At 48.6% G+C, this 19,933-nt stretch carries 14 protein-coding genes; 3 read left to right on the top strand and 11 right to left on the bottom strand.

Annotation, left to right across the window (positions count from 1 at the left end; all coding sequences use genetic code 11):
• Nucleotides 1–39 precede the first annotated feature (39 nt).
• On the top strand, nt 40–1,509 hold the full coding sequence (locus GO755_RS00510; protein WP_157582612.1) for a sulfatase family protein: 1,470 nt from the start codon (nt 40–42) through the stop codon (nt 1,507–1,509).
• A 160-nt stretch (nt 1,510–1,669) separates the two neighbouring features.
• Nucleotides 1,670–2,119: an RrF2 family transcriptional regulator gene (locus GO755_RS00515; protein WP_157582613.1), complete on the top strand. Its 450-nt coding sequence runs from the start codon at nt 1,670–1,672 to the stop codon at nt 2,117–2,119.
• A gap of 96 nt (nt 2,120–2,215) precedes the next feature.
• Here the strand turns inward: GO755_RS00515 and GO755_RS00520 are convergent, their stop codons facing one another.
• From GO755_RS00520 to GO755_RS00530, 3 genes are all read right to left on the bottom strand, one after another.
• Nucleotides 2,216–3,106 carry a helix-turn-helix domain-containing protein gene (locus GO755_RS00520; protein ID WP_157582614.1) on the bottom strand — a complete coding sequence of 297 codons (891 nt, stop codon included), beginning with the start codon at nt 3,104–3,106 and terminating at the stop codon, nt 2,216–2,218.
• 78 nt (nt 3,107–3,184) lie between these two features.
• Complete coding sequence (locus GO755_RS00525; RefSeq protein ID WP_157582615.1) at nt 3,185–4,003, bottom strand: SDR family NAD(P)-dependent oxidoreductase; 819 nt, start codon at nt 4,001–4,003, stop codon at nt 3,185–3,187.
• 215 nt (nt 4,004–4,218) lie between these two features.
• Nucleotides 4,219–6,192, bottom strand: a complete 1,974-nt coding sequence (locus GO755_RS00530; protein ID WP_157582616.1) for a sialate O-acetylesterase — start codon at nt 6,190–6,192, stop codon at nt 4,219–4,221.
• 735 nt (nt 6,193–6,927) lie between these two features.
• Here GO755_RS00530 and GO755_RS00535 point away from each other — a divergent pair.
• Nucleotides 6,928–7,725: a bestrophin-like domain gene (locus GO755_RS00535; protein ID WP_157582617.1), complete on the top strand. Its 798-nt coding sequence runs from the start codon at nt 6,928–6,930 to the stop codon at nt 7,723–7,725.
• 25 nt (nt 7,726–7,750) lie between these two features.
• Here the strand turns inward: GO755_RS00535 and GO755_RS00540 are convergent, their stop codons facing one another.
• The 8 genes from GO755_RS00540 to GO755_RS00575 form a co-directional block, all read right to left on the bottom strand.
• Nucleotides 7,751–8,041 (bottom strand): hypothetical protein, encoded by a 291-nt coding sequence (locus GO755_RS00540; protein ID WP_157582618.1) that lies wholly within the window; start codon nt 8,039–8,041, stop codon nt 7,751–7,753.
• A 58-nt stretch (nt 8,042–8,099) separates the two neighbouring features.
• Nucleotides 8,100–8,912 carry an alpha/beta fold hydrolase gene (locus GO755_RS00545; RefSeq protein ID WP_198174717.1) on the bottom strand — a complete coding sequence of 271 codons (813 nt, stop codon included), beginning with the start codon at nt 8,910–8,912 and terminating at the stop codon, nt 8,100–8,102.
• Nucleotides 8,913–8,942: 30 nt separating this feature from the next.
• Nucleotides 8,943–10,190 carry a DUF418 domain-containing protein gene (locus GO755_RS00550; RefSeq protein ID WP_198174718.1) on the bottom strand — a complete coding sequence of 416 codons (1,248 nt, stop codon included), beginning with the start codon at nt 10,188–10,190 and terminating at the stop codon, nt 8,943–8,945.
• Between the two features lie 34 nt (nt 10,191–10,224).
• Entirely contained in the window at nt 10,225–11,577 is a 1,353-nt protein-coding gene (locus tag GO755_RS00555) for an NAD(P)/FAD-dependent oxidoreductase (protein WP_157582621.1), read from the bottom strand.
• Nucleotides 11,574–12,677, bottom strand: a complete 1,104-nt coding sequence (locus GO755_RS00560; RefSeq protein WP_157582622.1) for a shikimate dehydrogenase — start codon at nt 12,675–12,677, stop codon at nt 11,574–11,576. Before GO755_RS00560 ends, GO755_RS00555 begins: the two co-directional genes overlap by 4 nt.
• A gap of 423 nt (nt 12,678–13,100) precedes the next feature.
• Nucleotides 13,101–14,966 (bottom strand): sensor histidine kinase, encoded by a 1,866-nt coding sequence (locus tag GO755_RS00565; RefSeq protein ID WP_157582623.1) that lies wholly within the window; start codon nt 14,964–14,966, stop codon nt 13,101–13,103.
• Between the two features lie 39 nt (nt 14,967–15,005).
• Nucleotides 15,006–15,797, bottom strand: coding sequence for a response regulator (locus GO755_RS00570; protein WP_157582624.1), 792 nt, complete (start codon nt 15,795–15,797; stop codon nt 15,006–15,008).
• 154 nt (nt 15,798–15,951) lie between these two features.
• Entirely contained in the window at nt 15,952–19,920 is a 3,969-nt protein-coding gene (locus tag GO755_RS00575) for a hybrid sensor histidine kinase/response regulator transcription factor (RefSeq protein ID WP_157582625.1), read from the bottom strand.
• Between the last annotated feature and the right edge of the window lie 13 nt (nt 19,921–19,933).

The following is a 19,933-nucleotide window of genomic DNA, read 5'->3' on the forward strand; positions in this document are numbered from 1 at the left end:
ACATCCACCCAATACGATTTATTAACCAACGATTTGCGAATGAATTATTTCACTTTCGGCGCGGCAAGTACCCTTTTGACGGGCTGGCTACTCTGGCATTCAGCACCACCGACTCAATCCACTACGTCAATTACGGCGACGAATCGTAAACCCAATATCGTTATCGTCATGGCTGATCAGTGGCGAGCTGATGCGTTTGGCTACGCGGGAAATCACGACGTCATTACGCCCAATCTGGACAAACTGGCTGGCGAGTCAATCAATGCTCGTTTTTGCGTCGCGTCGGTCCCTGTCTGTTCGCCCAGTCGGGCTAGTATGCTGACGGGCCAGCACGCCCATACACATGGCGTATTTTACAACGATCGCCCACTCCGAAACGAAGCTATTACGCTAGCTGAGGTCTGCAAACAAAATGGCTATCAGACGGGCTTTATCGGCAAATGGCACATCAATGGAGGCCTGACGAAGAATTATGAAGCAGGGCGGGTAGCTCCTATTCCGGCCGAACGTCGGCAGGGATTTGACTACTGGCGAGCATTGGAATGCACGCACAACTACAATGATTCTCCGTACTATAATGAAGTCAATACGCGGTTTGTCTGGCAGCAGTATGACGCCATCAGTCAGACAGATTCGGCTATCGCCTTTATGACCCACAAACGTGATTCGCCTTTTCTACTGGTGCTGGCCTGGGGACCACCCCATGACCCCTACCAGACAGCCCCTAAAGAATACCGGCAAAAATATGCTGACAAAGCTATTGCGTTACGTCCCAATGTCCCAGCCAGCGATACAACCAATGCCCGTCGGGCGCTACGTGGGTATTACGCCCATATAAATGCGCTGGATGACTGTATTGGTCGCTTGCAAACCGCTCTGAAAGGGGCTAATCTGGATGAAAATACCATCTTTATTTTCACGTCCGACCACGGAGATATGCTGTATTCGCAGGGGGAACTGAATAAACAGAAGCCTTGGGATGAATCTATTCGGATTCCGTTTCTGCTTAAATACCCCGCCGGGCTGGGACGAAAAGGCCGCACGCTTGATGTACCGATGACCCTGACGGACGTAATGCCAACGGTTTTATCGATGAGTCAGCAACCGATTCCATCTAGTGTTCAAGGGCGCGATTATGCCGCCCTGATTCGGCACCCTCGCGCACCCAAGCCCGACGATGCTGCGCTGATTGCCTGTATTGTGCCCTTTCATCAATGGGGGTATGGCCGGGGAGGTCGCGAATATCGGGGTGTACGTACGGCACGCTATACATACGTGCGCGACTTGAAAGGCCCCTGGCTTTTATACGATAACATCCAGGACCCCTTCCAGTTAACCAACGTAGTAAATAAGCCTGACCTGGCCCAAACCCAGCGCCAACTGGAGGCTTTATTGACCCGGAAATTACGGGAGGCCGATGACCGTTTTTTAGCTGGTAACGTATATATGGATACGTGGCATTACCCCTGGGCAACCATCGATTCAGTAGGTAATCCGTACTATAAGTAGCAAACCAGATCAGGGAATTAAGAATCATGAGTTTATCATATTGGAATAGGTAGGTAAATGTGAGTAGTAATATTATCTATAGATATAGGAGAGTTTGTTCGAGAAGTAGCTTATATTTGATCTATAAATAGAAGCATGACACCATAACTGCCTACATAAAATGATTTCAAAGAAAGCCAAATATGCTATTAAAGCGCTGAAAGTGCTGACCGAAGAATATGGGAATGGCCCAATGCTCATTTCTTATATTTCAGCCAAAGAAAATATCCCTAAAAAATTCCTGGAAGCCATTCTACTCGAGCTGCGCAATCACGGCATTTTGCAAAGTCAGAAAGGGAAAGGGGGAGGGTATCTGTTGCGGGTTGAACCCGACCGCGTCAATCTAGCTCAGGTGATCAGGGTCATCGATGGGCCCATTGCGCCTACACCTTGCGTTTCGCTAAATTTCTATGTGCGTTGTGATGACTGCACCGATGAAGAAACCTGCGAGATTCGGCCCATTATGTTGCGAGTTCGGGATGCTAATTTGGCCGTTTACGAGAAAACAACCCTCGCTATGCTGGTGCAATCGCAAAGTCAGAGTAATCTGACACGTTTGGTGGAAGTATAACTAAAGGCTTGTCAGTCTACCGAGGTAGAAGCAGCTGCAAAAAAGGAATTTAAAGGGGCGGCTGTTAAGGGCTGTTGACAAAAATGATGAATAGGGTTAATTAAGTAGTTGTTTTTTGAACAAAACAGGTGTGATCCCAACCTCTTTTTTAAAGAGCCTTGAGAAATAGGATAAATTCTCAAATCCTAATGTGTAGGCGATTTCCGAAACCGATTTGTCTTCAGATTTGAGCTGATTTTTAGCTTCCGATATGAGATAAATATGGATATGTTCAAGGGCTGTTTTTCCACTTTCTTGCTTTAAAACATCGGTTAAATAGCCTGATGAAATATTTAACTTTTCGGCCATGTAATGAACTGACGGAAGGCCTTTACTTGTCAGGAATCCGCTACTGACATACCTATCCATTTCCTCAATAAATCTGCTAACGGTTTTTCCTGAGGTTTCTGAGCGGTTGATAAACTGTCTCCTGTAAAAACGCTGTGAATATTTCAACATCGTGTCAACGTTTGCCAAAATAATTTCCCGGCTGTATTCATCCTGATTATTGTTATACTCGTTTTCGATTTTTCGATATAACTCCCAGATTATCAGTTCTTCTTTTGGCGATACATGCAGGGCTTCATTCGTTTCATAATCGAAGTAATGATATTTTTTTATGTCATTATGCAGAGCATGCCCATTTAGAAAATCTTCATGAATAAAGATCAGAAACCCTTCTTCTTCCAGACTAAGATTTTTCATCTCAATGATCTGCCGGGGTTTGATAAACATCATCGACCCACAATCATGATCATATTTGGTGCGACCATACAGGATTACGCCTGATTTTAACTTTTTGAAGCCGATCATATAAAAATCGCTTGTAAACTCCCGGTCACCCATTGAGCAGGTTCCGGTGCACTGATAGATGCTGAATAACGGATTTTCATTAGGCGGAAATCCGTTTTCTCTGTGAAGCTCGCTTAGATTTTTATAATGTTTCATTTTCATCATAGAACTGCAACACAATCTACATCAATAAAGCTGTAGATTGTGTTGCAGGGTTTACATTATTTAGGTTGATTAATGACCATGCGCTTCTGCAGAAACTTCTTTCCATGCTTCAAACTCGGCCATGCGTTCACTGTACACCTGCTTCACCCCAGGATAAGCTATTTTGCCTAACAAGAAGTGAAGTGGAGGATTTTCAGAATCAATTAATGCTAATACAGCTTTCGTAGTTGATTCAGGTTTCCCCCAGGTATCCGGCGTTGCGCTTTCGAAAAATGCTTGTTTAATTGGAGTATACACTTCGTTGGCTTCTGTCTGGACAGCCGAAGCACCAGACCAATCCGTTGAAAATCCGTTTGGTTCGATCAAACTTACTTTGATGCCGAAGCTTTTAACCTCACTTGCAAGGGTTTCACTCAACCCATTAACTGCATACTTCGACGCATTATAAATTCCCAGAACCGGAAGGGTTACCAACCCCAGAAAACTTGACACCTGAATAATGTGCCCACTTTTCTGCGCTCTCATGACCGGAATCACAGCCTGTGTAACCCAAAGAAGACCGAAAAAGTTAGTTTCCATTTGAGCCCGTGCCTGCCGTTCTGTTGTCTCTTCAATAGCGCCAAATAAACCAAAGCCTGCATTATTGATCAGCACATCTATGCGGCCAAAATGTTCATTGGTTTTGTTTACTGCTGCAAAACAAGCGTCCCGATCATTCACATCTAGCTGGATTGGCAAGATCGCGTCGCCATATTCTTCAATCAGATCATGTAAGTTCTCTACATTTCTGGCGGTTGCAGCAACTTTATCGCCACGTTCTAATAGTGCTTTTGCCCAGAGTTTACCAAAGCCACGAGAGGCACCGGTTATTAAAATTATTTTTGACATGGTAGTCTTAGTCTGTGTTTTAATACGTTACAAAGGTATTGATGACCTTTGGCGCGTATTTGACACAAAATCCGGGTTCCTTAACACATTTCGAAGATTTGAAAATGCCAACAGATGAACTGGCAGTGTATGTTCTATTTTTCCGATTTTACTTCGAAATTCAGGGTAGCGGGCTGGTTCATTAAAACGACCCACTATGCCCTGGTTCCATTCGATTACAACCCACTGATGATGCGTACATAGACATTACTGCTCTGATTGTCATCATAACTCGTCGTCAAGTCATCCTTCGCATTTACAGAGATAAAGGATGTACTGCCCGAGTTTGCACTAGTCCGGGTGATGTTGAAGCCTAAACTCGATTTGCCCCCCCCACGGATAAAGGCTCCCAGGTTCATCGTCAGCGTCAACTGACGTGCCCCCACTGACTGACTCACTTTCCACTGTCCATTTGTCACTACTATGGGATTGTGATCTCCGCCCGACACATTGATGCTAGTGAGAGTAGGGGCAAAGGCGAGGGTATAGCCAACGGGAACGGTAATGGTGAGCTGCACATTGCCCGTGGAGGTGGGCAGGCCAGCTACCTCAAACACATTCACCACGAAATTACCCACACTGCCTGGGGCTGCGAAGTTAGCCTGAGGTAAGTCCAGGTTAGAACCGATGACTAAGTCGCCCTGCTGAACGGGCGGGGTCGGCTCATTGCCAATGAAGAGCGTATTGCGGAAATCATGTAAGACCGTTTCGAGTTGATAGCCTGTACCTTTATCACCAACCGGGCGCACAGATAACCGATACCTTCCTGGTGATACCCCCCCCGGTGCATAAAAACGTAAATACCCATAATCACTGAAGCCAGGATTGGCATAACCTGAACTCGCGGTCGGGCTAAGGACAGACCAGGAGGTGTCAGTAAAATCACCACTATCCAACCGCTCCAACCGCCCTTCGACGGGTGAACTTGATCCAACTAACAAGAAAAAATTGTGCGACGACGATTCATACCGATACCCGACCCGCTGCAGACTGCTAAACGCGGTGCCGCTCGTAACTGCTTGCCAGCCTGCGTCGGTCCAAATCGTGTCGGCTGAAGGAGTGAACGGAATTGACTGACTGAAAAACAAGTCTGTCAGACTCTGATTCCATAAATTAGCCACACGCACCAGACCCTGACCGCCAAAATGGATGTCATCCACGCGGTTGTCGGGACCAATCAACCCATCGGTGGCCGGACCCGCATACACATCGGCGACCTCGTGACTTAACCGGTTCTGGGCCGAAATCACCTGGCTATTGGTTGCCCCTGAGATATAACTGGCCCGCGAGACCAGCCAGGCCAGACGGCTATGGCTCAGTTGCTGACGACTTTTTGTGATGAGCGAGTTGACATTGTTGAAGTACGTCTGTTCAGATATACCGCTGTCGCTTTCACCCTGATGCCATAAGATCGCCCGCATACCCAGCCGACTAATGTAGTATAAGAGCGTAGCACTGACTCGCTGATAGGGGAGGGTGATGGGTGCTGCCGCAGCGCTGTTAGCCCACTCGGTACTGTTACTGCCTCCCTGGGCGGCCCCCAGAAACAGAATCGGTACATTGAGTCGTTTGGTCAAACTATCACCCAAAATTCCCCAGAGATAGGGCGCATTGGATGGTCCAATGCTGGCTCCTGCACTGACATGACTGAACAGGAAGGGGAATGTCTGAGTGTCGATCTGGTCACGCTGGAAGAAGTCGATGCAGGAGACTCGGTCGTCGATGGCTGGTGGGACATCGGTGGCGATTCCCCCCTGGGCATTGGACTGTCCTGCAATGACGAAGACCTCGCCAACGCCGACTCGGTTAACAGCGGTATCGGCGACCACAGTGGTGGCAGATTTGGCTCGTATCTCGAGCCGATACCAACCGCCCAAAGCTGGTAGCGTTCCTCTAAATGTTTGATCATTGTTGACGGTAGCCACGAGCGTCCAGTCACTAGGCGTACCTTGTCCTACCACCATAGGTATGAGTCGGGCTTCGATCGTTGCGGCTGTTCCTGGTGCTTTACCGGCGATAGTAAGTTGAGCCCGATTGGCGGCATTTCGTTGAATGACCGACCGGGTCATGGGAGAGTTAATGATAAACTGAGCCTGGAGAAAATAGGGTACTATGCACAAAAAGAATGCTTGATAAATTGTTTTAATCATTACGTATTAAGTGAAATCTGTTTAATGGGGAAATACTCCGCTCAGTAAGTCGTATATATACTGGGGGCGTTTCTTGACCCATTGATCGGGACTTAGTTAATAGAAGATTTGGCGGGATGGATTGTCATAGAGATGAAATCGCAGGAGGCACTTCATTACGTGCATTGAGAGTAATGAGGGCAAGCATTCCAACGAAAACGAGGGGTTGTAAGGCACTTAGAGTAAATAGGCAAAGGATCTGGCGACAGATGAGGTAGGTAATTAGTATGATTGGATAGGGCTGTGAAAGGCAGGTACTATATCAGTTTGATTAGGTAAGATATAGGTGGTTATTTGATGGAAAATGACAACTGTCATGATACGTTTTGCCTTTTTTAACAACAAAGAAAGGTAAATTTGTTGAATATGATACTATTTAAATATAAAATGTTACTACTAAATCTAAAAATTGAACATTAACTAATTGATTACCACGCAGTAGCAAATGAGCCGATACCTTATACCCTGACATGGAGTATGATCAACTTAAACGCAAAAGTAGATTTGGTAGATTTGGAGCAAACCAATGATGGGGCACTGATCAGTTATTACCCTGATGGAGCAGTTTTCTGGCTGTAGATCGTTGACTCAGGAAATCAGTTTAATCCTTATTTAACCTACAATCCGCTGAGTAAGACCTCGAAATAAGATTCGCTTGAATAGCTTTGGCCAATTTTACTCTTCTTCGTCGATGCTATGGACTGGATCTATAACTTGCCCAATTGGCTGCTTTTTCTATTCTGTACCGGAACCTCCATGGCCTTTGCTGCACTGGGTTTGCTGATGAGCCGAAAATGGGTACGACGCCATGCCGATGAACACGAACAGCAAAATGATTTGGTAAGCTATTTTTTGGGAGCCTCGGGCGTTATCTACGGTATTGCTCTGGGGTTGGTGGCTGCTGGCGTCTGGAGTAATTTTCAAACGTTATCCGGGGAAGTTGATGATGAAGCAGGCATCACCGCAGCCATCTATCAGGATGTAAGTGCGTACCCTATGCCCCAGCGTCAGCTTTTGCAGCAGCATCTACGGGACTATGTCCAGGCTGTGATTAATCAGGATTGGCCTCAGTTGCGACAGGGTACTATGCCCAGAGCAAGTACCCATATCCTGTATCGGTTCAAACGGGAGTTATTCAACTTTGTGCCCACAGATGCGGGGCTACGATTGATTCATGAACAGGCTCTGGAGCAGTATAACGAGCTGGCCAAGGTTCGGCGGGATCGGTTGCAGGGCAGTAACAGTAGCTTACCGGCGGTTTTGTGGTGGGTCATTATTCTAGGCTCCTTTATCAATATTATCATCACCTGGTTCTTTGTCAGTGAGCACGTAAGCTATCACCTATTACTGACTCTTTTATTGGCCCTGTTACTTGGCTCCCTGCTATTTTTAACGGTTGCGATGGATAATCCTTTTCGGGGCGATTTTAGTGTGGATGCCGAATCGTTCAAACAGGTGCTGACGCAAATGCCAGCATCCATTGCTCCGCAATAAGCGTTACGTGTAAAAAGTGCCAATTTTAGCGGATTCGTAATCTATGCTGGAGTTCCTGCCCCAGCCATATCAAAAAGATCACAATAATGAGCAGTCCATAGCCAGCAGGTATCAAATAAATCGGCAGGCAAATCCACCACCAGGACACCTCCAGTACATGTAGCTGTTTTACCAGGACCAGAATTAAAAATACACCGAATAAGATGCTAGACAGCTTCACCCGTCTAGGTTTAGGTACCTGCTTGTCTCTATGGAGGTCAATAGTATAAATCACAGATACCTGGTTAGGCGTTGAGTCAGATGGATGGATCGTCATAAACTTTTTTATCAATTATAGTACCAGGCTATATAGGAGCAGTGGTCAATAGGTAAGTCTATTGGCCACCAGTTTTAATACTCCTACTTATAAAATCGAGGATGTGTTCATGGAATAAATCAGGTTGTTCATAATTGATTAAATGACCAGAACCGGGAATAATCACTAGCCCGGCGTGTTGAATGGTAGAAGCCAATAATTCGGCATCGTCAACGTGAGCGAGTCGATCCTGCTCCCCAGCAAGTACTAAAGTTGGCACCTGAATAGTATGTACGAATAGCAAACTCGAATAGTGCTGTTGAGCTAAATACTGTGCCCGCCAGGCATATAGGGGTTGTGGATACGGATCGTCTTCGTCATAGACCAGATAGGCAGCATTCTCGGGATTACTCAAAAAACGGGCAGAAAATAACCAGGGTAAAATCAGGTCAAACATTTGCCTGGTTGTCGCTCCCTGTTCATAGACGGCTAGCACAGCATCCAGGAAAAGTCTGGCCTGGCTATTCATCACGGCAAACGTAGCAGCCAGGATCAACTTAGACACTCGTTCCGGATAAGCCAACGTAAAGGCCTGCGCAATCGCCCCGCCCATCGAAAAGCCCAATATATAGGCTTTCTTCAGTTGCAGCGCATCCATCAGACCGGCCAGATCATCGGCAAATAACGCCATACTATATACACCCTCCGGCGCATCCGTTTGACCAATGCCCCGCGTATCATACACGATAACCTGAAAGTGAGAAGCCAATACAGGAATGCTCGATTGCCAGAACGTATGGTCACCGCCAAGCCCACTGATTAAAATAAGCGGTTCACCTGTTCCATGAACTTCGTAATACAGGTGAATCCCATTGATAAGTTGTTGTGCCATAATGCATAATAAAGGGCAACAATACATTCGTTACAAACGAACGGTTGCCGTTTGGTTTGAGGGAATCGACTTTCCATACGTTATTCGGTGCCAGAGGTATTCTACTGGTCCCTGCTGATAATAGCGGAGCCACAAGTTGCTACTAACAACCTGTAGGACATAGATACCCAGCACCGGTATGAGTGATTCCAGCAGGGTCAGATGACCGGAAAGTCCCAGACCATATCCGTAAAAAAGAATACTGCATAGGAGGGTTTGCAGCAGGTAATTACTTAACCCCATCTGACCCACCCGGCCAACCCACATCATCCAGCCCGATGGCCGGAGCCGAACGTTTAGTCCCATCTCCAGTAAATAAACCATTGTGAGTAACAGCGTTCCGATAAACGTAGAAACTGAAACCAGGAGCGGTTGACAGGCTTGATCAATAGCAGGAAACACGACTAACCCAAGCTCCAGAAGAACCGAAAAACTTTTGATCAGAAATGCTACCGGGAAAAGCAGTAAAAGGAACAGAGAAAACCGCACTTTTAACCGGGTAATACGGTAGGGGAGCCCTAACTTACTCGCAATCAGCCCGATCAGCAACATGGTTTCATGAAGAATATAAGACGAAAGACCTTGTGTAAACGCTATACGATAACGCATCATGATGGCCATTCGTTGATTAGTCATTACGTCCCAGATCGATCCCTGTTGCCAGCTAGTAAGCAACTGGTCAAGTATATTTTCCATTTGCAGGTCGCGCTGAATTACCTCTGTCGCTCCTTTTGGTTGGATCAGCACCTGGCCAAATGGCAGTAAGATAGCCAGCAGAACGAGCCCCACGATCCATTTGCCTAAGCTGGGTACAGATCGTTTCGCAAAGTAAAGCAAGCTGAAACCGAGGAGCGCATAGAGGTGAAGAATATCGCCAGACCAGAATATAATTCCATGAGTCACTCCCAGAACAAGCAAAAAAACGAGCCGAAGCTGGGCTATTCGGTCGGCATCTAAGTCCGCCTGTTTATCGCTCTCCCATTGCTTATAGAACCAAAATCCAAACAAAAAACTATAGATCATCTCAAATGGCCCCTTGACAAAGAGATAGATAAAAAATTGCATGGGCACATACGCATCGGATCGATCCAACTGTAACTGATATACCTGTTGGGGCGTAAGAAACGCAAACAACGAATACGTCTGGGAATTAATGATAAGCATGCCCAGCAACGCTATCCCCCGGATCACATTCGGGGCTTGACTAGACGTAACTGATCGGTGAATGGATGGCTCCATACGTAGCAATAAAATTAATAAGATGCGCGAAGAACTACTGGACCTCGGCCAGCTCATAACGGAAATCGGCAGGCTGCAGGATACCATTGCTAGTTACTGCTCTATGCTCCTGTTCCATTACCCAAACCCCTTTGCGTTGGCCTCGAAAAAGCAGGAAAGCCCAGTCGCGCATAGCGCGTAGTCGTACTGTTGGTGAGGGCATGAAGTAGTGAAAAAAGATCAGGCGCAATACCCAGGCTAGCCAGCCAGTAAACAATACCCCGTACAGCTCACCGATACCTTTGCCAATACCCAGGCTGGCCGCTTCGCCCAGACCCCGGAATGTTAATGGTTTAATTTTTTTACCCAGCACCGCCCGGGCAATGTTTCGTCCCACATGCTCACCGTGCTTGATTGCCCAAAGCGCATTGGCTGGACAGGCCGTGTCGGCATTGGGGCGTTTGACGTGGCAGGCATCGCCCCCGCCCCAGATGTTATCGTACCCTGTGATCTGCAAGTTCGCATTGGCGCAGAGCCGTCCGACGGTATCCCGCTTCATTAGTTCGGTACCCTTGAGCCGAATTCGACTTTGACCGACTGTCGAAATCACCATTCGACTCGGTAAAAACGAGCCATCATTCAGGAAAACGCCCGTTTCGATTAGTTTGGTGATCCGGCGGTTTGCAATGACCTCAATCCCGTATTCCATCATCGTTTGCTCAGCGTACTGAACCAGCCGTTCACAGCCGTCTGGCAAGGCAGTCAGAATGTGAGGACCGCTGTGAACCAGTCGAACCTGCGGCTCGATGGTTTGTAGTGATGCGTGCCTTTTTTTCAATACACGTGTGTATTCCATGATGTTGCTCGCCAGCTCAACGCCAGTGAAACCACCACCAGCAACGGTGAACGTCAGCAACTGACGGGCCGTCAATTCATCAACCTGAGCCGCTTGTTGTACCAGGTTATACAGCGTGTCTTTGGTCTGATGAAAAGCATCACGGGCTTTCACCTGATAACCATATTCGTGAATGCCAGGAACGATTTCGCTGTCGAAGGAGCCGTAGCCAATCAGCAGGTGATCATAGAATAGGGTTTCAACCGTTCCATCTTCCAGTCGAATCGTGACGGTTTGCCAGTCAGAATCAATTGATTCGGCCTGCGCCACTCGCAGTTGAGCCAGGGGCATGACTTCGGACAGGGGACTTAATTGGTTGTCGGCCTGTAAAACGCCCGTGAGCGTTTCGGCAGTCCAGCCGTGAAAGGTATGATGCTGCAATGGACAAACGACTGTAATCTGAACATCATCGTTTTTGAGTTGACGACGCAGCCTCTTAACCATCGATTGGTAGGCCAGAACAGAAACGTATCCGCCCCCGAGCAGGACGATTTGGGTTGGAAGAGTTTTCATATTAATTCAGGTTCGAAATAGGAGGGAATGGTAGACGAAGAGGGAATGTATGGAAGGACCGTTTGGGGATCGACAGGCTGACCAAAACTGTAATCGGCAGCTGGACAAAAACCCAGGTGTGCAAATCGACTGGCCAGTCCACGGATGTAGTCGGCTTGTTCCAGAGTCGGGTTGCCAATGCTGAAGTGACCTTCGTGACCGGCCAGGGCCAGGAGCATCGTTTCGGCCAGACAGGCATAGGAGGTCTGCGTCGGTATGCCAATGGGTCGGCTAAGCCGGAGATGTGGCATGGCAACCAGTCCACCGTCGATGATGGTTACATCGGGTCGTTGCTGAAGCAAATTAGGCTGGGTGTTACGCGGAATAGTATCGTCCAGTACAACAGCGCCAGGTTTCAGATGATCGGCCTGCAACAGGGCGTCGGCCGAGCTGGTCAGCATGACGACTATATCGGCCTGTTTGACCCGTTCCATGCTCAGGGCAATCTCGGGCAATACATCGCCATTCAGCGCGACCATGCTGGTGGCCAACCCTCTTAATTTTCGTTCGTTGCGGGCAACGAGTACATAATCGGCATTCGGTTGATGAAGGGCTAACAGTTGGCTTACCAGACTACCTACGCTACCCGTAGCACCGACCAGCGCTACGACTGGATATCGTTTTGGGCACTCCTGGATCAATTGAGCTACTTTTTGGTAAGTGATCACCGCCGTAAACGCATTGCCGTTTGTGATGGACGCGTAAGGATTCTGGGTCAACAGTTTACCGCCCATCGTAACAGGGGATGTCAGCGCGCCTAGCCCTACGATTTCAGCTCCGAGCGAAGCGGCCAGTTGCAGTCCCTGTTCGATGCGGGGCAGCATGGCTTTTTGCTGTTGAAGCATCTGCTGACCAGAGTAAGGAATCATGATGACATGGCCCTGTGGTTCGACTGCATTGGGCGTCAACGTAATATTACTCCAGAGAAAAGGAGGGAATGGGCGGTTGCGGAAGGCGTATTGATAAAATGACTCAGGAAGCCAGCCTAGTGGCTTGGCTACAGCGGCCAGATCGGTTTGGTAACTGCTACGAACGTGAACGAGGAATGCGAATTTTTTCATGGGTATTTCATATATGCTGAATGTGTAAATACTTGTGTTTCGGGTTGATTCAGACGGCGATAAGTCGGTTTTGTGGTGGCAAAAGTACCGGGCCGAAGACCCGGCGGGTTAGCTCAAATTGGCCAATTCGGTAGCACAAATCCGCCATTTTATGCTGTCGTAGTTATTTTCTGAGAATTGTCAGGACTTTCCTGATTCTGAATACGATACAAGATTACGACGAGCTGATTTTTTATGCTGGGAATAGGTAGTGAACGTGGTTCGTGTGATAGTGAACACTCGGATTTTGTAAGGGAAACCACCTCCGCAATAAGTGTGAAAGGAGCAACGACTTGAGGAGAACCTGTTAAACGACCAAGCCGGAAAAGCAGGGATGATCCGCGATTCCGGCTTGTGACGCACAGTAAATCCAAAAAAGAGAAACTATGCCATTACATGATCAATGACGGGCGAGTTGGGAGTGTCAACAGACGCATTGGCTCGGGGAAGAACGAGCTGAAAACAGGTGCCGTACTGGCTTGTAACCTCCAATGCTCCACCCGCCTGTTTCACCAGCGAGTTGATGAGCCGTTTACCAAAGGATCGGGCGGGCTTTTGCCACTGAATGGCGTCGATACCAGGGCCGTTGTCGCTGATTTCCAGATATAACTGATCGGATTGCCACATGCGGATACTCAGCCGGGGATCGACAACACCGTGGTACGCATGTTTGAACGCGTTGGTGGTTAACTCGTTCAGAATTAGCCCCAGCGGTACGGCTAGCTCGACATCGACTTCGATGGGTTCGATTTCCAGTTGTAGGTCAAAATTATCCTGATGACGGAAGGACTGCATCAGGCCCCGAACCAGGTCGCCAACGTAGTCGGGCATGCTGACCCGAGTAACGTTATCAGTCTGATAAAGCTGTTGATGAATAAGCGACATCGCTTCGACCCGTTGCTGACCTTCGCGTACAGCCTGAATCGCCTTTTCATCGTCCAGCCGATTCGATTGCAGGTAGAGCAGACTGGATACAATAGCCAGGTTATTTTTGACCCGGTGGTGCAGTTCCCGCATCAACTCCTTCAATTGGCCTGCCTGCTGCTGAATCCGTTCATTAGCCGCCGATAGAGTATGGTTCGTTTCGTCCAGCGCACGATTGGCCCGGCGAATAGCGCGGTATTGCCAACCCATGATGCATAGTAATACCAATAGCAATGAAACGCCACCAATCAACCAGCTAAGTTGTTGTTTCTGATTCAGATTGTCCTGATTCAGATGTTGAATTTGTAGTTGTTTTTCGCGCGTCTGAAAGCGGGTCTCACTTTCGATTAGCTGCCGACTTTTCTGGGTATTGAACAGACTATCCCGGTATATAGCCCATTGTTTGTGGTACCCCAATGCCTGTTTGTACTTGCTCCGTTTTTCGTAAATCGCCGTGAGCGTTTCGTAGACATTCTTTAGATGGAGCAGATTTTCAGGTTGATACTGAGACCAGGTTTTCGCCAGTTGAATGTAATGTTCGGCTTCGTCCAGTCGATTCATCAGGAGAAGCGTATTGGGCAGATTCAAATAAATCATCCCCACTAGCAGACTGTCGCTCTGCTGTTGAGCCCGGACCAGGCACTGCCGGTACGTTTCGGTGGACTCTTGGTAGAGCCCGGCATTTTTTAGTATGATGGCCCGGTTGAACAGCGTGTAGAGATAATCTTCGCCCAATGACCGATAGATTCCGATTGCCTGAGTATTGTAATGCAGTGCTCTTTGCGGCTGCTGGCGGATATCTTCGATTGTTGCCAGATCGGTATACAGATTCGCTATTTCCAGCTTCCGATTCGCCCGACGAGCGATCTTCAGGGCTTTCTCGCTATAGTATTGCGCCATCTTCAACTCGCGCAGTCCAATATATACGCCCGTTATTCGCTGCAAAGCCCGAATTTCCCGGGAAATGGCGCCGGGGGTTGCGCTGAACGTCGTGGCTGCTTTTTGGAAATTAAAGATGGCCTGATTCGTATTGTTTAATCCTTGTTCCAAATAGCCTTTAGCCATATACGTACGGCCAATCAGGGTCTGATTTTGGAGTCGCTCGGCAATTCGCTCCATGTCAGCAATAGCGTTGGCTGCCTGATTGGACTGGGCTGGGTTCAGTTTGTCCTGATAAAACGCGGCCAGTCGTTCAAAACGGGTGGTATCGGGCAAGGTGGCAATCTGCTGTTGTAACGCTTGATATGTAGTGGGTGGTGCGGTTTGGGCAACTGCACATTGTGTCACGAACAGTAGCCCCAGCAGGGCCATGAAAATCGGTTTCATAAAGTTGTTGGTCGAGAATAGGAAAGGGGAAGTATGCGATCAGTGAAACGCAAAATGGCCGATGAAATCCTCTTTGTATTGTTGACTGAGGGGAATGGTAAATGACTCGATGAACATCTCGCGCTCATTGAAGCCTTTCAGCTTTTTGATATTGACCACAAACGAGCGGTGAACCCGGACCAGATCGCTAAAGTCCAGCCGATTGAGTGCGTTGCCTAGTGTTAACCGGAGGGCAAATTTCTGGGATTTGGTCACCAATGTCGTGTATGTATTGTCGGCTTCCAGAAACAGAATATCGTCTAAATTGATGGAGACAAACTGATAATTGTGTTTAATAAATACTTTATCCTCAATCTTCAGAATGGCTTCGCGGCTATGATGGTCTTTTTCGGTCGTTGTGGTTTTATGCCCAAGATCAGGGCTGGCTGATACTTTGCGAAGTACGAAATTGTGGATCGCCAGATCAACCGCAATCTGAAGATTATCAGGACGAACGGGTTTGGTCAGATAAGCTGCCGGATAGGTTTGCTTGGCTCGTTCAACTGTTTCTTTGTCAGTTTGGGCGGTCATGTAGATAACCGGTACAGGTTTGAAACGGATGATGTTCTGAATGGTTTCGATGCCATCCCAGTCGCCTTTCAGATTGATGTCGCAAAGGACAAGGTCAACGCGATTTTGCTGATAGAGGGTCAAAGCCTCCCGGCCGTTATCCGCTGTACCAACGACTTCATACCCCTGATTCTCTAACAGATCGCTGACGTACATGGCCAGTACCGCTTCGTCTTCGATGACTAAAATTTGAATCTGATTTTGTGTGCTAACCGTATTCATGTTTCCTCGCCTTTGCCTGATTAAGTATGGGGCAAAAGTAGAAATCGGGTCAGCCATATTGTTAGCACAGATTGGCCAAGTCACTAGCACAAATCGGCCAATCTGTTTAGCCAAGCTATGAATGCCAGGAGCATTGGGAAACACGCAAAAAGAATCAGTTTTTTTGCGCCTGCAGATAGGCCGAGGGAGAAACGGCGAACTGGGCTTTAAACGATTTTGAAAAATAGGAAAGCCCTTCGAAACCCGCTTTCTCCGCAGCCTCTGATACCGAACTGCCTTCCTGTAAGAACAAAGCGGCCTTACGCAGCCGGTGCGAACGTATCAATTCGTTGGCATTGGTGCCTGTTAACGTGCTTAGTTTGCGATGGAGCGTCCGCTGGCTAACGGCCAGTTCATCGGCCAGTTGTTCGACGCTGAAGGAAGAATTGGCCAGCTCACGATCCATCACTTCATGGAATTTAAGCAGAAACGGATCGTCGGATATTGGTCCTGGATCAGGCACGGTGGGGTTCTCCAACTGATTGATTCGCTGCTGCCAATGCCACCGTAGTTGATGCTGGTGTTGGAGCAGATTAGCTATTCGGAGCGTTAATTCCTGCGCATAAAATGGCTTGGTCAGATAATCATTTGCCCCAACCGTTAAGCCTTTGATACGGGCATCGGTCATGGTTTTGGCCGTCAGCAAAATAACGGCAATATGGGCTGTCAGTGGGGTGGTTTTGATATGCTCCACGAGCGAAAACCCGTCCATCAGCGGCATCATTACGTCCGAGATAACGAGTTCAGGGAGTTCCTGCAAACACACTTGCCAGCCTTCCTGTCCGTTGGGCGCTGTCAGCACCCGATAGGTACGAGTCAGCTCCCCGGCAATAAACTCGCGCAGTTCATCATTGTCTTCCACCACCAGAATCAGCGGAGCATCGGCAGAAACCGGCTTCGAGTCAGGCGTAAACTCCTCCGTGGGATTAACCAGGACAGGACGAAGGAGAGCCGGAAGTACGTCTAAGGCTGCCAGTTCCTTCGATGGGTCTTTGAGGGGCAGACGGACCGTAAAGGTAGTACCTTGACCAAGCTGGCTATCCACAGTAATCGTACCGCCCAATAGTCTCGTAAATTCCGCCACCAGAAACAAGCCAATCCCCGTACCTCCTCCTACACTGCCTTCGGCTTGACGACCCTGAAAAAATCGCTCAAAAATATGAGGCAGTTGCTCGGCTGAAATACCAATGCCTGAGTCAATGACCTGTAAGCTGATCATTGATTCATTACTGACCTGTTCTGACTGGAGAATGATTCGAATCTGACCGCCCTCCGGAGTGAATTTGAGGGCGTTGGCGAGCAAATTGTAGCCGATGGTTTCCAGCTTTTGCGCATCAAACAGTGAATCGGCTGGCAGGTCAATAGTTTCATAAATTAGTTCTACGCCTTTGCGTTCGGCTCGGAGTCGGAACGAGTCCACCAGTTCGGCAAAGAAACTAGCCAGATTGCCCCGTGACTGAACGATACCCAACTGGTCTGCTTCGAGTTTGGCAATATCCAGTAGTTGATTGATCAGTCGGAGCAACCGACGGGCGTTGCGGTGCATGACCCCGTATTGTTGTTGCAGACTTGCGCGAGTCGGCAGTGCTGCTGTCGCCATGAGCCGCTCCAGCGGATTGATGATCAGCGTTAGCGGGGTACGAAACTCGTGGGTGATGTTGGTAAAGAAGCGGGTTTGCCAGTCGGCGTTCTCTTTTAGAAGCTGTGCCTCCTGTTCCTTAAGTAGCATTTCCTGGTGAAGCTGGGCCCGATTGATCCGATACTGGATATACGCCCGAATCATTCCCGCCAGCAACAGGGCGTATAGGACGTAGGCCCACCAGGTTCTCCACCAGGGCGGATCAATAATAATCCGAATTGTCTTGATGAGTGGACTCCAATGCCCTCCCGCGTCGGCCGCTTTCACCCGAAATTCGTACTCACCTGGGTTCAATTGCGTGTAGTTTGCTACGTTGTGACTGCCCGCATCTACCCAGTTGGCATCAACACCAGTGAGTTGGTATCGATAACGCAGGCTGGCAGGCTTGTTGTATTGCAAGCCTGCAAACTCCAGGCTCAGAAAGTTTTGCGTGGGCTGAAGCCGGAGCGTTGTCGTTGCATTTAACGGGCGTGTTAATGGAGAGCCTTCTTCTCCCGGTTCAACCGGCAAATTAGCCAGACGAAGGCCCGTCAGGACAGTGGTTATCGGTTGAGCCACTTCGTTGAGCGCTAACGGATCAAACACCGTTACGCCCGTAGCGCCCCCGAATGCCAGCTGACCGTCGGGTAGCTGAACGGCGTGGTTCTGCCGGTACTCAATATCCTGTAACCCGTCGGCAGTCGAAAAGTGACGCATCTGACCCGTGCGAGAGGTCATTCGACTGATTCCTTTTACAGTACTGAACCATAAATTCCCCTTTCGGTCGGTCAACAACGTATTGATGGTGGCACTGGGCAACCCCTGGTTTTCAGTCCAGTTTTGAAAATGCGTCGTCCGGGTGTCTAATCGGGAAAGCCCCTCCTGCGTGCCGACCCAGAGTACCGTCGGGTTCGTTGGGTCAGCCACCAGGCACGACACATGGTTAGAGGGTAGCGAAGTAGAATCAGCTGGCTGGTAGCGCAGGTGTCGAACAATTCGCCGGGCTTTTGTATCGTAGGCATACAGGCCATCTTCTTCGGAGCCCAACCAAACCCAGGAACCCAAAGGCTGAATGGACGTGACCCAGTTAACAGAGCAAGTAAAGGTATCCAGCAACCGTCCGGCCGAGGTGGCTTTAAGAAGGCCGTGGAATGGGTCATACATCCAGACAGTCCCGTCTGCTGAAACCCGAACGGCATTGCCCCCTTCCACACCGTTAACTAGATTCGTCTGCGGTAGTTTTAAGAGGGGGCGGAGTGCACGCAGACCAGGGTCGCCTTGTAGCAATTGATAGGCATTATCCAGGCCAATGGTAATAAAAGGAGCGGTACCGCCCAGACGCAGTCGGTAAATGTGCTGATTGGTTTTCATCCAATCGGGTGCTGACCAGCCCAGTTCATCCGAAAGGACATCGTGTACAAAATTGGTCCGATAGGGGTGGGCCTTAATCGGCAACGCCCGCAAATCGATCTGCTGAATACCATCGCCATTGGTGCCAATCCATAAAACGCCGGACCGATCGACCAGTAGCGCGTGAAAATAATTCTGGTAATCAGCGCTGGAAAATGTCCAAAGAGCCGAAAGCCGGTCGTCAGGCGTCAGTCGGTAGACGGTCATGGCGTAGGTAAAATACACATTCCCATCTTCGGCTTCATAAATTGGACCGACCAGCGTGTTTATCGTACCGGGAATCGGGATTGACCGAAATCGGTTTGTCTTCGGATTAAACAGCAGTAGTTGCTGGGCTGCACTAATAATAATTTCGCCATTCGCCCGCTGGATCAACGGTGTACCATAATACGTTTCGATCTTGCCTGGAATGGCAATAAGTGGGTGGGACCAGACGCTGTACGTATGCGTTCGGGTGTCAAACTGGAACAATTTTCCGGGGAACGGCGCATACAGTTGTCGTTGCGCATCGAGCAGAAACGTGTTTCCTGGATATAGCTTACCGGGATCGGGCTGTCCTGGAAATGGGAAATTTTTAAATTGCTTCGATTGGGGGTTATAGGCAACCAGCTCGGTTCCATGCCGACCCCAAAGTTGTTTTTCGTTGGGCAATAAAGTGGCCTGAAACAGTTTGATATGGACTTTCTCCAACTGTTTAACCGTAAGCAGATCCGTAAATTGCTCGGTAATAGGATTGAACAATTGGATGCTGTAGTCCTCAAAACGAATCAGTAAAGTCGTATCCGAAATCGATCCCAGCGACAGAATGACGTTATTGGCTAACGATCGATTTCCGAAAGGCTGATGGCGAAACACCTTAAACTGCCGGCCGTCGTAACGAGCCAATCCATCTCGGGTAGCAACCCAGATAAAGCCTGCCTTGTCCTGAACCAGCCCCGAAACATAATATTCTGGAAGGCCGTGCTGAATGCTTAAGTTACGAACTGTATACGATTGAGCCAGTAACTTACTGGTTATCAGAAACAGTAGAACCGAAAGCCACGAGCCGATTTTCACGAATGGGTTAAGA

The sequence above is a fragment of the Spirosoma arboris genome, assembly GCF_009754945.1.
Classification (GTDB): domain Bacteria; phylum Bacteroidota; class Bacteroidia; order Cytophagales; family Spirosomataceae; genus Spirosoma; species Spirosoma arboris.

Excerpts from the sequence above, each read along its gene's own strand:
- GO755_RS00510 (WP_157582612.1), top strand. The coding sequence starts at position 40 with ATGAATTATTTCACTTTCGGCGCGGCAAGTACCCTTTTGACGGGCTGG.
- GO755_RS00515 (WP_157582613.1), top strand. The coding sequence starts at position 1,670 with ATGATTTCAAAGAAAGCCAAATATGCTATTAAAGCGCTGAAAGTGCTG.
- GO755_RS00520 (WP_157582614.1), bottom strand. The coding sequence starts at position 3,106 with ATGAAACATTATAAAAATCTAAGCGAGCTTCACAGAGAAAACGGATTT.
- GO755_RS00525 (WP_157582615.1), bottom strand. The coding sequence starts at position 4,003 with ATGTCAAAAATAATTTTAATAACCGGTGCCTCTCGTGGCTTTGGTAAA.
- GO755_RS00530 (WP_157582616.1), bottom strand. The coding sequence starts at position 6,192 with ATGATTAAAACAATTTATCAAGCATTCTTTTTGTGCATAGTACCCTAT.
- GO755_RS00535 (WP_157582617.1), top strand. The coding sequence starts at position 6,928 with ATGGACTGGATCTATAACTTGCCCAATTGGCTGCTTTTTCTATTCTGT.
- GO755_RS00540 (WP_157582618.1), bottom strand. The coding sequence starts at position 8,041 with ATGACGATCCATCCATCTGACTCAACGCCTAACCAGGTATCTGTGATT.
- GO755_RS00545 (WP_198174717.1), bottom strand. The coding sequence starts at position 8,912 with ATGGCACAACAACTTATCAATGGGATTCACCTGTATTACGAAGTTCAT.
- GO755_RS00550 (WP_198174718.1), bottom strand. The coding sequence starts at position 10,190 with ATGGAGCCATCCATTCACCGATCAGTTACGTCTAGTCAAGCCCCGAAT.
- GO755_RS00555 (WP_157582621.1), bottom strand. The coding sequence starts at position 11,577 with ATGAAAACTCTTCCAACCCAAATCGTCCTGCTCGGGGGCGGATACGTT.
- GO755_RS00560 (WP_157582622.1), bottom strand. The coding sequence starts at position 12,677 with ATGAAAAAATTCGCATTCCTCGTTCACGTTCGTAGCAGTTACCAAACC.
- GO755_RS00565 (WP_157582623.1), bottom strand. The coding sequence starts at position 14,966 with ATGAAACCGATTTTCATGGCCCTGCTGGGGCTACTGTTCGTGACACAA.
- GO755_RS00570 (WP_157582624.1), bottom strand. The coding sequence starts at position 15,797 with ATGAATACGGTTAGCACACAAAATCAGATTCAAATTTTAGTCATCGAA.